11 protein-coding genes are annotated in these 12,400 nt (G+C 65.0%); 5 read left to right on the top strand and 6 right to left on the bottom strand.

Going from position 1 to position 12,400, the window contains the following annotated elements; translation table 11 throughout:
* Positions 1-233 precede the first annotated feature (233 nt).
* Positions 234-623 carry a hypothetical protein gene (locus A3Q7_RS0103780; protein ID WP_018410522.1) on the top strand — a complete coding sequence of 130 codons (390 nt, stop codon included), beginning with the start codon at positions 234-236 and terminating at the stop codon, positions 621-623.
* 176 nt (positions 624-799) lie between these two features.
* Here A3Q7_RS0103780 and A3Q7_RS0103770 read toward each other — a convergent pair whose 3' ends face one another.
* The 3 genes from A3Q7_RS0103770 to A3Q7_RS0103760 are packed head-to-tail and all read right to left on the bottom strand — an operon-like array spanning position 800 to position 3,984.
* Positions 800-2,341 carry an FAD-binding domain-containing protein gene (locus A3Q7_RS0103770; protein WP_018410520.1) on the bottom strand — a complete coding sequence of 514 codons (1,542 nt, stop codon included), beginning with the start codon at positions 2,339-2,341 and terminating at the stop codon, positions 800-802.
* A gap of 7 nt (positions 2,342-2,348) precedes the next feature.
* Positions 2,349-2,795: a DUF3429 domain-containing protein gene (locus tag A3Q7_RS0103765; protein WP_018410519.1), complete on the bottom strand. Its 447-nt coding sequence runs from the start codon at positions 2,793-2,795 to the stop codon at positions 2,349-2,351.
* Positions 2,796-2,808: 13 nt separating this feature from the next.
* A complete protein-coding gene (locus A3Q7_RS0103760) occupies positions 2,809-3,984 on the bottom strand; it encodes an FAD-binding domain-containing protein (RefSeq protein WP_232417813.1) in 1,176 nt (391 codons plus the stop codon).
* Between the two features lie 190 nt (positions 3,985-4,174).
* Here A3Q7_RS0103760 and A3Q7_RS0103755 point away from each other — a divergent pair, with 190 nt between their 5' ends.
* Together A3Q7_RS0103755 and A3Q7_RS0103750 are read left to right on the top strand one after the other, a co-directional pair.
* A complete protein-coding gene (locus A3Q7_RS0103755; protein WP_018410517.1) occupies positions 4,175-5,182 on the top strand; it encodes a sulfate ABC transporter substrate-binding protein in 1,008 nt (335 codons plus the stop codon).
* Between the two features lie 167 nt (positions 5,183-5,349).
* Positions 5,350-5,985, top strand: a complete 636-nt coding sequence (locus tag A3Q7_RS0103750; protein WP_026224456.1) for a peroxiredoxin — start codon at positions 5,350-5,352, stop codon at positions 5,983-5,985.
* 59 nt (positions 5,986-6,044) lie between these two features.
* On the opposite strand, the gene A3Q7_RS0103745 is transcribed toward A3Q7_RS0103750, so the two are convergent.
* Both A3Q7_RS0103745 and A3Q7_RS19365 read right to left on the bottom strand, forming a co-directional pair.
* Positions 6,045-7,832, bottom strand: a complete 1,788-nt coding sequence (locus tag A3Q7_RS0103745; RefSeq protein ID WP_018410515.1) for an ABC transporter ATP-binding protein — start codon at positions 7,830-7,832, stop codon at positions 6,045-6,047.
* A gap of 18 nt (positions 7,833-7,850) precedes the next feature.
* Entirely contained in the window at positions 7,851-8,189 is a 339-nt protein-coding gene (locus A3Q7_RS19365; RefSeq protein WP_018410514.1) for a YbbN family protein, read from the bottom strand.
* Between the two features lie 256 nt (positions 8,190-8,445).
* On the opposite strand from A3Q7_RS19365, the gene A3Q7_RS0103735 reads away from it, so the two are divergent.
* Together A3Q7_RS0103735 and A3Q7_RS0103730 are read left to right on the top strand one after the other, a co-directional pair.
* Positions 8,446-10,584 carry a carboxy terminal-processing peptidase gene (locus A3Q7_RS0103735; RefSeq protein WP_018410513.1) on the top strand — a complete coding sequence of 713 codons (2,139 nt, stop codon included), beginning with the start codon at positions 8,446-8,448 and terminating at the stop codon, positions 10,582-10,584.
* A 9-nt stretch (positions 10,585-10,593) separates the two neighbouring features.
* Entirely contained in the window at positions 10,594-11,136 is a 543-nt protein-coding gene (locus A3Q7_RS0103730; protein ID WP_018410512.1) for an RBBP9/YdeN family alpha/beta hydrolase, read from the top strand.
* Between the two features lie 12 nt (positions 11,137-11,148).
* Here A3Q7_RS0103730 and A3Q7_RS21260 read toward each other — a convergent pair whose 3' ends face one another.
* Entirely contained in the window at positions 11,149-12,153 is a 1,005-nt protein-coding gene (locus A3Q7_RS21260) for a methyl-accepting chemotaxis protein (protein ID WP_018410511.1), read from the bottom strand.
* Between the last annotated feature and the right edge of the window lie 247 nt (positions 12,154-12,400).

Below are 12,400 nucleotides of genomic sequence, written 5' to 3'. Positions count from 1 at the left end.
ACAGCCATCGCCCCGCCACTCGGCCGGAATGTAAATTTCGGTGGCTCACTCCTCCCTGAAATGTTGCTTCATGTAAAGTCCGCGCTCGCGAACGCCATGTCGTACGCATATATCAAAAGTTATACGCCGCCCATCAAAACGATCAGAAAAGGACGCCAGTGAAGATCTCTTTTCCCCTTGCATGCCTCGCCGCCTCGCTTCTCGGCGGTTGCGCCACCATCACATCCAGCGAAATGCAGACCGTCACGCTGCAGACCCGCTCGAGCAGTGGAGACCCCGTTGACGACACTGCGTGCACACTGAAGAACGACAAGGGCAGCTGGACAGCCAAGGCTCCCGGCAACGTGTCGGTGCGGCGGTCGGCCGAGGATCTGCTGGTCGAATGCAAGAAGAACGGCATGAGCGACGGCTTCCTGCGCGCGATCTCGCGTTCGGCCGGAGGCATGTGGGGCAACATCATCTTCGGGGGCGGCATCGGCGCGATCATCGATCACAACAAGGGCACCGGCTATAACTATCCAGACAGTCTTCCAGTCCGCATGGGTGAGTCGGTCGTGATCGATCGTCGTGACGAACAGGCGCCGAAGGAAGACAAGGTGGCGCGTACGTCCGGCACTTACTGAACGAGGCGCCAGAGCGATTCTGCGAATGAACGTAGTATCTGGCAGGAGGTGAAAATGGGCGTGCTCTATGCTCGCACCCGCCTGCACCTCGTTCCGGAAGAGGAAGGTCGCAAGGGCGTGCTCGAGTCCAGATTCGCGAACACGTTACAGCTTGAGTTCTGAGTTCAGCGCGCGATTCAGAATCCGAAGTCCATCTGCCCCGCTCCGCCCTCGCGCCTGCGGGCGCGGGCGGGCAGGCCTTCCCGCGCCGGATTGCGGCTGCCGTGCAGGGCGAACACACGGCGCGCCTCGGCGGCTGCTTCAGGTAGCCGTCGCAGCTCGCCCAGGCGGGCTCGCGCAGCGCGGGCTGCCGCCAGGTGATCGACGATGGGCGGCGGATAGTCGCGGCCGATCACGCAGCCGGACTCGCGCTGCTGCACGGCATCCATGCGCCATGGTTCGGCCAGCAGCGCACGCGGTACGCGCGCCAGCTCGGGCAGCCAGCGCCGCACGAATACACCGTCCGGGTCCTGGTCGAGTTGCTGTTTGACCGGGTTGTAGATGCGCAGCGCATTGATGCCGGTCACCCCGGACTGCATCTGCACTTGCGGCCAGTGTATGCCGGGTTCGTAATCGGTGAACAGACGCGCCAGATGCAGCCCCGGCTCCCGCCAGTGATTCCACAGGTGGTAGGACGAGAAGGCGACCAGCATGGCCCGCATACGGAAGTTGATCCAGCCGGTGGCGATCAGCGCGCGCATGCACGCATCGATGAACGGGAATCCGGTCTGGCCGGCGCACCACGCACGATGCAGCGCCGGGGAGAAATCCGGTTCGCGCAGCCCGTCGTACAAGCGGTTGACCGCGCGTTGTTCGAGCGCCGGTTCGGTTTCCAGTTTCTGCACGAAATGACAGTGCCAGTGCAGACGGCTTTCGAATGACTTCAAGCCGGCCAGCGCCACGTCGGCATGACGCCTGGATGGCTCGGCCTGCCAGCGGGCGCGGGCGTGCCATACCGCATGCACGACCTCGCGCAGCGACAGGGTGCCCAGCGCCAGATGCGGGGACAGCCGCGAGCAATCATGTCCGCCGCTGAGCGGGCTGGACATGCCGCGCCGGTAGCGGATCACACGGCGGACCAGGAAATCATCGAGCAGCGTCTGCGCGTTGCGCAGGCCGGCGCGCTGCCGGTCGCGGACATCGGCCCCGCTCACCAACGGAAGCGCGGCCGGCACAGCCGGCCAGCCGGTCGTATCCACCCCGGTTGCGCGGTCCGGCGGCGGCAGCGGGGCCGGCGTCATCCGGGCCAGCCAGATCGCCGACCAGTCATCGCGGTCGCGCAGCGCACGTACCACACCTCCCGATGGAAATTGTCGCCACGGTACGGCATGCGCCCTGCACCACGCCGCCACAGCCCGGTCGCGCGCGAAGCTGGCAAGGTTCCCCGTTTCCTCGTGGCTCCACAGCCCGCTCACCGGTCGCAGCCGGTGCAGTGCATCCAGCACCTGCGGCATGTCACCGACCTTGAGCAACAGGCGCACACCCAGCGCCGCCAGGCGCGATTCCAGGTCATCGAGCGCCTCGACCAGAAAGCCGAGGTGCCGCGCATCGACATCCGCTTGCGCCAGCAGGGCCGGCTCCATCACGTGCAGCGCCAGCACCGGGCCGGCGCTGGCCGCCGCACACAGAGGTGCGTGATCGCTGATGCGCAGGTCGCGCTTGAACCAGACGATATGCATGACCGGTTCAGGTGAGCGCGAACGCGGACAGGGCAAGACACAGCGTCACCAGCACGGTGAGCACGGTGCGCAGTTCGACGAACCAGCTTTCCAGGCCGAGCGCGCGGGCGAGGCGCAGATCCATCCAGCCGCACAGCGGCACCAGGCCGGCCAGCAGATAGAGACCTCTGCGCGCAGGCAGCATGAGCGCGGCCCAGGCGAGGAGCGAGGGCACGACACCCCAGCCCAGCGCACGCCACTGCCTCCTTTCGTCCAGCGCATCGGCACGCATCGCCAGTCCCCAATGCAAGGCGCCGATGAAGCTCACGATGGTGGCCGCATAGGCGATCTGGGCATGCGCTACCCATTCCTTCTGCAGGTGACCGGCATACAGGGCGACGGTCAGGGATACGAAGGGCAAGGCACCGGCCAGTCCAAGAATGCGTGCCGGCTTGCGTGCATGGCGATTGAGCATGAGACCTCCTCGATCAGCGGTGCCAGGGCCGGGACAGCTCGGCCGACGGTGCCACGGTCTGCCAGAACCGGCTGAACGAGGGCTGCAGCCGGTCCGGATCCCCGAACTGGCGTGCCGGCGCGCGTGCCATCATGCCGGCGCGCCGGATTGCGTCTCGGTAGAAGGGGTTCATCGTGTCCAGCACATTCAGCCGGGCGTGCGGAAAACGTGCCCGCAGGGCCGGGCCATCGCCCACCACCAGAGTGGTGCACAGGGCGCGCATGCGCGTCAGCACGAAGCGCCAGCGCGCCTCCGACCACGGAAAACGTCGATGGAAGGCCGGTTCTATCCAGCCCACACGGCAGCGGCCGCTGGGCTCTCCGAGCGACCACGGATGCAGCACCTCGACCTCGTCCGCCTGCGGTCCCGGCCACAGATCCACGTCCGGTACCGCACCCATCCACGGTTCGTCCACCCCGGCCGCGGGCGCGCCCCGCTCCGGGCCGCAATCCGCCGCCTGCACCGCGCGCGCCTCCAGCACCTCGTAAGGGGCGTCGATGCAGGTACCCGGGCTGGCCCAGGCCGGTGCGTAACGCGCCACGTTGTCCGCGTTGAACAGATAGGGCTTGCCGGTCAGCGTGCCGGCCACCCATTGCCAGGACAGGGTATTGGACGCCAGATCGCCGTCCAGCAGATGCCGGTACATCCAGTCGGCGCCGACCCGCCAATGTGTCTTGCGCAGGTGCACCACATAGCTGGCCAGCCACATGCGCGCATGATTGTGCAGATAACCGGTGGCGTACAGCGTGCGCACTGCATGGTCGACCACCGGCACGCCAGTGCGTGCCGCGCGCACATCATCCGGCAGCACCTCGCCGTAGCAGGAGGCGGGCGGTGGCCGACGATCCTCGAACACACCTTCGTCCAGATGTCTCCAGACATGCTGGAAATACTCCCGCCATGCCAGTTCGAACACCAGCTTGTCGTCCGTCGTCAACGCATGTCGCCGGGACAGGCGCGCGATCACGCCCGGTATGTCGATGAAGCCATGGGTGACGTAGGGCGACAGGCGGGTCACCGCGCCGTCGAGTGCGTTGCGCGTGCGCGCATAGCGCCCCGGCTCGATCGCGTCGACGCGCCGCAGTGCCTCGTCGAGGGTGGGTTCGAACAACCGGGACGGATCGCCAGGAAAGGGGTGCAGAGCTGTCACGTCGATTCCGCAGCAAGGGCCTGTCGCGACAGACCGCGACGCAGCCCGAAAAATCCCGGTGCCGCGCCTTATCGCGTACTTCGATAAGCATTCCAGCCAGGCAGTGCAAAGCTGCGCAGGATTAATTGGTTCGCATCTTGACGGCGGCTCCCTACAGTGCGCCCATCCAAACACGGCACGGAGTACGCCCATGAAAACGATCCTGCGTTCGCTCGCCGCCAGCCTGCTGGTCGGCGCTTCCCTGGTCAGTGCTGCGCACGCGGCAGACATCACGCTGCTGAACGTTTCCTATGACCCGACACGCGAGCTCTATCAGGAATACAACGCCGCCTTCGCCAAGCACTGGAAGGCAAAGACAGGCGACAACGTGAGCATCAAGCAGTCGCACGGCGGTTCGGGCAAACAGGCGCGTTCGGTGATCGACGGCCTGGAGGCCGATGTGGTGACGCTTGCCCTCGCCTACGACGTGGACGCGCTGCACGAGAACGGCAAGCTGATTCCGGCTGACTGGCAGAAGCGTCTGCCGCACAACGCCTCACCCTACACATCCACCATCGTATTCCTGGTGCGCAAGGGCAACCCGAAAGGCATCAAGGACTGGAACGATCTGGTCAAGCCGGGCGTCGAGGTGATCACGCCCAATCCCAAGACCTCGGGCGGAGCACGCTGGAACTATCTCGCCGCCTGGGCCTATGCGCTGAAGCAGCCGGGCGGCTCCGACACCACCGCCAAGGAATTCGTGAAGAAGCTGTTCGCCAATGTGAAAGTGCTGGATTCCGGTGCGCGCGGTTCGACCACCACCTTCGTGGAACGCGGCATCGGCGACGTGCTGATCGCCTGGGAGAACGAAGCCTATCTGGCGGTGAAGGAACTGGGGCCGGAAAAGTTCGAGATCGTCACTCCCTCGTTATCCATCCTGGCCGAGCCGCCGGTGAGCGTGGTCGACAAGGTGGTGGACAAGCGCGGCACGCGCGTGGTCGCCACCGCCTACCTCGAGTACCTGTACAGCACCGAAGGCCAGGAGCTGGCAGCCCAGAACTACTACCGGCCCATCGATCCCAAGGTGGCTGCGAAGTACGCCAAGACCTTCGCGCCGGTCAAGCTGTTCACCATCGACGCCGAATTCGGTGGCTGGCAGAAGGCGCAGAAGACGCATTTCGCCGACGGTGGCGTGTTTGACCAGATCAGCGTGCGCTGAAGTGCATGCCGGGTCGTCATTCTTCACGGCACCGCGCATCGCGCCAAAAGCGGCTTAACATGAACAGCCCGTGCCGCAAGAGGCGATAGCGCCAATCCGGGATGCCGAGCCCCCGGCGCGCTCGAACGTTGCCGCGGTACGGACCCACACTGACAGGAGGAATGATCATGAGTCTGAGACTGGGCGACATCGCCCCGGATTTCGAACAGGATTCCACCATCGGCCGAATCCGCTTCCACGACTGGCTGGGATCGAACTGGGGTGTGCTTTTTTCCCACCCGGCCGACTTCACGCCGGTCTGCACCACCGAACTGGGCCTGACCGCGAGGCTCAAGTCCGAATTCGACCGGCGTGGCGTGAAAGCCATCGCGCTGTCTGTCGATCCGGTCGATTCGCACCACGAGTGGATCGCCGACATCAATGACACGCAGAACACGACGGTGAACTTTCCCATCATCGCCGACGCCGACCGCAAGGTGAGCAAGCTGTACGACATGATCCATCCGAACGCGAATGCCACGCTGACCGTGCGCTCGCTGTTCATCATCGACCCCAGCAAGAAGGTGCGGCTCATCATCACCTATCCCGCGAGCACCGGTCGCAACTTCGACGAGGTGCTGCGCGTGATCGACTCGCTTCAACTCACCGACAGGCACTCGGTCGCCACGCCGGGCAACTGGAAGCACGGCGATGACGTGGTGATCGTGCCGTCGCTGCAGGACCCGGACGAGATCGCCCGCCGCTTCCCGGCTGGCTACAAGGCCATTCGTCCTTATCTTCGCCTGACGCCGCAGCCCAAATAGCAGCCCCGGCTTGTCAGGACGAGAAGGCCCCGCCACACAGAAGGCGGGGCCTTCTCGTCTTATCGCGGCGAACTTGCATCCGCCTGCCTGCGATCACCGGTCTGCAAGCGCCACAGGGAGGCATAAATGCCGTCACGCGCCAGCAGTGTGTCGTGCGTGCCGGATTCGACGATGCGGCCGTGCTCGAGCACGTGGATGGCATCGGCGTGCCGGACCGTGGACAGGCGGTGCGCCACGATCAGCGTGGTGCGACCGATCACCAGGCGATCGAGCGAGCGCTGTATGGCCGCTTCGGTTTCGTTGTCGACCGCGGACGTGGCTTCGTCCAGCACCAGTATCGGCGGATCCTTCAGGATGGCCCGGGCGAGCGCGAGGCGCTGCCGCTGCCCGCCGGAAAGTCGCAGGCCGCGCTCGCCGACAGGCGTGTCGTAACCCTGCGGAAGCGTCATGATGAAGTCGTGCGCCTCGGCGGCTTTCGCCGCCGCGATCACTGCTGCGCGATCCGCCCCCGGCAGGCCGTAGGCGATGTTGTCCGCCACCGATGCATCCGCCAGGAAGGTGTCCTGCGCGACATAGCCGATGGCACGGCGCAGGTCCTGCAGATTGACATCGCCAAGTGCGACGCCGTCGAGCATCACCCTGCCCTGCTGAGGTTCGTAGAAGCGCAGCAGCAGCTTGATCAAGGTGCTCTTGCCACCGCCGGTGCTGCCGACGAAGGCGACACTGCGGCCGGCACCGATATGCAGATCGATGCGCTCGAGCGCCGGCCGTGACATCCCTTCGTAGATGAAGCCGACACCCTCGAAAACCAGTTCGCCGCGCACCGTTTCCTTGGGCAGTGCGCGGCCGTCGTAGCGGATGTTCACCGGTGTCTGCAGCAGGTTCATCACCCGCTCGATCGACGACATCGAGCGCTGGTAGAGATCGGTCAGATCGGCCAGGCGGGTGAGCGGCCACAGCAGTCGCTGCGTCAGATACACCAGCACCGAATAGCTGCCGACACCGATGTCGCCGTTCAGCGCCATGAAACCGCCATACAGCAGCGTCACCGTGAAGCCGGCCAGGATGGCCATGCGGATGACCGGCGTGATGGCCGCGGACAGCCGGATTGCCTCGCCATTGCGCGCGCGGTAGGCGTCCGAGCCCTGTTCGATGTGGGCCGCTTCGTAGTCCTCGGCGGCATAGGCCTTCACCGTCGCGATGCCCTGGATGTTGTTGTTCAGCCGCGCAGCCAGTGCGCCGGCCGCCTCGCGCACCGCGCCATAGCGCGGCGCGAGGCGGCGCTGGAACCAGAATGCGCCGTACAGGATGAGCGGCACCGGCACCAGTGCAAGAAAGGCCAGTTCGTGCGTGAGCGCGAAGAACACGCCGCCCACCATCAGCGAGCCGACAAACACCTGGATCAGATCGTTCGCACCGCCGTTGAGGAAGCGCTCCATCTGGTTGATGTCCTCGTTGAGCACGGCCAGCAGATTGCCGCTGCGGTTGCGCTCGAAGTAGGCCATGTCCAGCTTCTGCACATGGCGGTAGGCCTCCATGCGCAGGTCGTGCTGCAGGTTCTGCGCGAGATCGCGCCAGCGCACGTCATACAGGTACTGGAACAGCGATTCGCCAATCCACACGACCACCGTGATCAGCGCCAGCAGCATGAGCTGGTCCTTCGGATCGACGATGCCGACACGCGCGAGGAAGCTGGCTTTCTGGTTCACGACCACATCGACCGCGACGCCGATCAGCACCTCCGGCAGCACGTCGAAGAACTTGTTGAGGACGGAATACAGCGTGGCGATGCGCACGTCGCGGCGGTAGTTGCGCGCGTGCGAGAACAGGCGGGAAAGCGGATGCATGGAAGGGAGGATATGGCGTCAGGGGTGGGTCATCTGCCGCAGCAGTTCATTCCAGCGCCCATCGTCGAGCGCGGCGAGATCCCCATCGCGCGCAGTGCGCGAGAGCCTCTGGACGGTCGCCGCAAAGGGCGTGACCGGACCGGCAAAGCAGACCGGTTCTCCTCTGCGCGCGATCACCAGCGTTGGAAAGTTCTCGATCTCGATGTCCAGGCTGTCGAGCAGTGCATCGTGCTCCTCGATATCCATCCACAGCAGGCGATCGCCGTCGAGGATGGCGGCCCCGCCGTCACAGATCGCACGGAAGTCACGGCAGGTAGCGCACCACTCGGCGCACAAGCAGACGATGTCGAGCGACATGGAAGGACGGAAGCGGCAAAGCACGCGAATTTAACAGGTGACCGGCATCCCCGTCCGTCCTCGCGCCGCCGGGGCGCACGGGCGCGCCTTCCAGAGTGCGCGCGAAAGTGCCTGGCGAGGCACGGAAACGAGGGTGGCAGATGCAATGCGACACACAATTCAGCAACACTTTCACGCAGCGATGCGAACAAAACACCTTCATGACCGGTCGATGGCACATACTTCGCATGTGTCGCGCCCGTAGGAGCCCTGTTGCATGAAACTGAAGAATCTGTCCGCCGTCATCGTCCTCGCTCTGGCCTGCGCCTCCCCCATGCAGACGGCGATTTCGGCCGCCGCGACCTCACCGGTGCTGCAGCCGGTCGAATCGCACGCGCTTGCCGCGCAGGCCAGCGCCGAACTGCTGTCGCGCTTCCACTACCAGAACGTCCCGCTGGACGATGCGCTGTCCTCCAGGATACTCGACCGCTACATCAAGACGCTGGATCCGGAGCGGGTGTATTTCCTGCAGTCCGACATCGACGCTTTCAATTCCGTCCGTACCCGGCTGGATGACGCGATCCGCCAGCAGAATCTGATCGCGCCGTTCGCGATCTATGCGCGCTATTCGCAACGCCTGACCGACCGGCTCAACGAGGCGCGCGCGATGCTGGACAAGGGCTTCGAATTCGACCGCAAGGAAAGTTATCGCTATGTGCGCACGGACGCCCCGTGGGCGAGCAGCGAGAGCGAGCTGCGCGACATCTGGCGCAAGCGGGTCAAGAACGACTGGCTGCGACTGAAGCTCGCCGGAAAGGATGATGCGGCGATCCGTGACACGCTGACCAAACGCTATGACCTCGCCCTCGCACGGGCGGCGCGGGCGAAATCGGATGACGTATTCCAGATCTTCATGAACGCCTACGCGGAATCGATCGAGCCGCACACCAATTATCTCGGCCCGCGCGCGGCCGAGGATTTTTCGATCAACATGAAGCTGTCGCTGGTCGGCATCGGCGCCGTGCTGCAGGAGCGCGACGAGTACGTGACCATACGCGAGCTGGTGGCCGGCGGTCCGGCCGCGCGCTCCGACGCGATCAAGATCGGCGACCGCATCGTCGGCGTGGCCAAGGATGACAAGACGCCGATGGCCGACGTGGTGGGCTGGCGGGTCGATGATGTGGTGGCGTTGATACGTGGTGCGAAGGACACCGTGGTGCAGCTCGACATCCTGGCGGCCGACGCCGGCCCGGATGCCAAACCGAAGCGCATCAAGCTGGTGCGCGACACGATACGGCTGGAAAAGCAGGCGGCCTCCAAATCGGTCATCGAAGCCGGCCCCGACAAGTCTCAGCGTGTCGGCGTGATCACGCTGCCGAGCTTCTACCAGGACAGCGAGGCGAAATCGCGCAAGGACGCCGACTTCCGCAGCGCCAGCCGCGACGTGGCGCGCCTGATCCAGGAACTGAAGGCGGACAAGGTGTCGGCCATCCTGATCGACCTGCGCAACAACGGCGGCGGCTCGCTGGATGAGGCGGTACGGCTGACCGGCCTGTTCATCGATCGCGGACCGGTCGTGCAGCAGCGCAATTCCAAGGGCCAGATCCGCATCGAGCAGGACACCGAGGCCGGTGTGGCATGGGAGGGGCCGCTCGGTGTGCTGATCAACCGGGCGTCGGCATCGGCATCGGAAATCTTCGCCGCCGCCATCCAGGATTACGGCCGCGGCATCGTGATCGGCGAAACCAGCTTCGGCAAGGGCACGGTACAGACCCTGCTCGACATGGATGAAATGGCGAAGAGCAAGAAGCCCACTTATGGCGAGCTCAAGCTCACCATCGCCCAGTTCTTCCGCATCAACGGCGGCACGACACAGTTGCGCGGGGTCACGCCCGACCTGCATCTGGTCGACACCATGGATCACGAGAAGGTGGGCGAGTCGAGTTACGACAATCCGCTGCCCTGGACCCAGATCATGCCAGCCGACTACAAGCCTGTGGGCCGTCCGCAGGAGGTGCTGCCGCTGCTGGCGCAACGGCACGCTTCGCGCATCGCGAACGATGCCGGCTACCGCAGCCTGCTCGACGATGTGGCCGATATGGACAAGCTGCGCAAGCGCACCGAAATTTCTCTGAATGTGGATGAGCGGCGCAAGGAGCGCGAGGAGCAGGAACAGAAGCTCAAGGCGCGTGCGGCCATCCGTGACGATGACGAGGAAGCGGTGGTGCGCGACGACGGACTGCAAGCCGGCGAACGCAGCCTGAGCGCCGAACTCGAGGCAGAGAAGAAGCGCAAGGCGGCGCGTGACGTCCTGCTGGACGAGGCAGCATCGGTCATGGGCGACATGGTGGACATCCTCCGCTCGAATGCCGAACTGGCCCGCCGCAGCGCCGGACTGGCCGGACCGGTGCGCTGAGGATTGCGGATGTCAGGACCGATACTGGTGGTTCCGGGCCTGAATGGCAGTGGTCCGGATCACTGGCAGACCTGGATGCAGACGCTGCTTGGCGCGGATCGCGTCGACCAGCAGGACTGGAGTCAGCCGGACATCGACATCTGGTCGGCGCGCGTGGTCGAAGACGTCCGGGCGCGTCCACAAGCGGTGTGGCTGATCGCGCACAGTTTCGGTTGCCTGGCATCGGTGGTGGCGGCAGCACAGGTCGGCGGACGGGTCGCCGGCGCGCTGCTGGTGGCACCGGCCAGTCCGGACAAGTTCGGCATCACGGACCGCATTCCGTCCGCCCCCCTGCCCTTTCCCGCCGTGCTGGCTGCCAGCCGCAACGATCCGTGGATGAAGTTCCTGTCGGCAGGAAACTGGGCCGAACGATGGGGGGCACGCCTGGTCGATCTCGGCGATGCCGGACATGTGAACGTCGAATCCGGACACGGTCCGTGGCCTCAGGGATTGGCCTTGTTCCGTGCCCTGCAAGAGAGTGGTGCCATGATCGATGGCAGTCTGAACGGCTGAACGTCGAGATTTTCAGCCGGCGGCCGCGTTGCGCTGGCCTTCGGCCATGCGCACGATTTCCGCGGTCGCGTTCGAGGTCTGCAGCGCCAGCTTGGCCACCTCCTCCGCCACCACCGCGAAACCGCGCCCGACCTCGCCCGCGCGCGCCGCTTCGATGCTGGCGTTCAGCGCCAGCAGATTGGTGCGCTTCGATATCTCGTTGATCACACCCGAGATGGACAGGATCTGCTGCATGCTGTCCTCCATCTTGGCGCGCTGTTCGAGCTGCAATGCCTCGGCCTGCTTCTCGTCGCTGATGTCGCGCAACGCCCCGGCCGACTGCAGCGCCCGGCCTGCGGCATCACGCACCGTGGCGGCACGTTCGCGGATCCAGATATAACCGCGTGTGCGGTGCTTCAGACGATACTCGCAGACATAGGGCGTGCGACCCGACACATCGCCCAGATGCGCGTTGAAGGCCTCGGTGACCCGTGTCTTGTCGTCCGGATGCAGGATGTCCAGCCAGCTGTCCCAGTTGTCGGGAAAGTCGGCGCGCGTGGCGCCGAGCAGACCGCGCAATTCATCCGACCAGCGCACGACATTGTCCGGATGGTCGGGATTGCCATCGACGATCAGATAGGTCCAGGTGCCTTCGGTCAACGCCGACTGCGCCAGATCACGCCGTGCCAGATCGGCGCGTTCGGCCTCCAGCGCCGCGCCCAAGCGCCCCGCGTCCTCTTCCATCGCATGCAGCCTTTGTTGTGCATCGACGATCTGCCGCTGCAGCCGTTCGGCTTCCAGCTCGCGCTGACGCAGCATGCCTTCGAGCGCGTCGATGCGTGCCGGCAGTGCGCGCGCAGCGTCGAGCTCGCTGCGCATCTGCTGTTCGCGTGCCGCCACCGCTGTCAGCGCAGCGCGCAGGCCGGCCGGCAGCCCGGGCGGCGGATCGGCCAGCGGCGCGCTGCTCGCCGAACAGCCGGACAACAGCGTGGACAAGGATTCAAGCGTGCGTCGGTGACGGGAAGACATCAGGAACATGGCGGCCTTTCAGAGCGAGACAGGGATTGAACTGCTTCTCGGCAGGGCCGGACCGGTCTTTAGACCGGGTATGAAAAAACTTTGCATGACCGGAAACATTCCCGAAAACGCGGACGGAAGAACGCAGGCCGCTTCGCGGCTTAATTCAGGAATCCGCTAAGCAAATCACTTCTTATTATTTCCAGTAATTTTCATCGCCCCCTATCGTGCGCACCTGTGCCCATCCTCCAACAGGTGTACTGCATGT

It is taken from the genome of Methyloversatilis thermotolerans (assembly GCF_000372885.1).
GTDB lineage: Bacteria > Pseudomonadota > Gammaproteobacteria > Burkholderiales > Rhodocyclaceae > Methyloversatilis > Methyloversatilis thermotolerans.
Note: the sequence above shows the minus strand (reverse complement) of the source record. Positions and strands in the feature narration are given on the sequence as shown.

Bases quoted from the DNA above. Each gene is read 5' to 3' on its own strand.
- A3Q7_RS0103780 (WP_018410522.1), top strand. From the start codon at position 234: ATGCAGACCGTCACGCTGCAGACCCGCTCGAGCAGTGGAGACCCCGTT.
- A3Q7_RS0103770 (WP_018410520.1), bottom strand. From the start codon at position 2,341: ATGCATATCGTCTGGTTCAAGCGCGACCTGCGCATCAGCGATCACGCA.
- A3Q7_RS0103765 (WP_018410519.1), bottom strand. From the start codon at position 2,795: ATGCTCAATCGCCATGCACGCAAGCCGGCACGCATTCTTGGACTGGCC.
- A3Q7_RS0103755 (WP_018410517.1), top strand. From the start codon at position 4,175: ATGAAAACGATCCTGCGTTCGCTCGCCGCCAGCCTGCTGGTCGGCGCT.
- A3Q7_RS0103750 (WP_026224456.1), top strand. From the start codon at position 5,350: ATGAGTCTGAGACTGGGCGACATCGCCCCGGATTTCGAACAGGATTCC.
- A3Q7_RS0103745 (WP_018410515.1), bottom strand. From the start codon at position 7,832: ATGCATCCGCTTTCCCGCCTGTTCTCGCACGCGCGCAACTACCGCCGC.
- A3Q7_RS19365 (WP_018410514.1), bottom strand. From the start codon at position 8,189: ATGTCGCTCGACATCGTCTGCTTGTGCGCCGAGTGGTGCGCTACCTGC.
- A3Q7_RS0103735 (WP_018410513.1), top strand. From the start codon at position 8,446: ATGAAACTGAAGAATCTGTCCGCCGTCATCGTCCTCGCTCTGGCCTGC.
- A3Q7_RS0103730 (WP_018410512.1), top strand. From the start codon at position 10,594: ATGTCAGGACCGATACTGGTGGTTCCGGGCCTGAATGGCAGTGGTCCG.
- A3Q7_RS21260 (WP_018410511.1), bottom strand. From the start codon at position 12,153: ATGTTCCTGATGTCTTCCCGTCACCGACGCACGCTTGAATCCTTGTCC.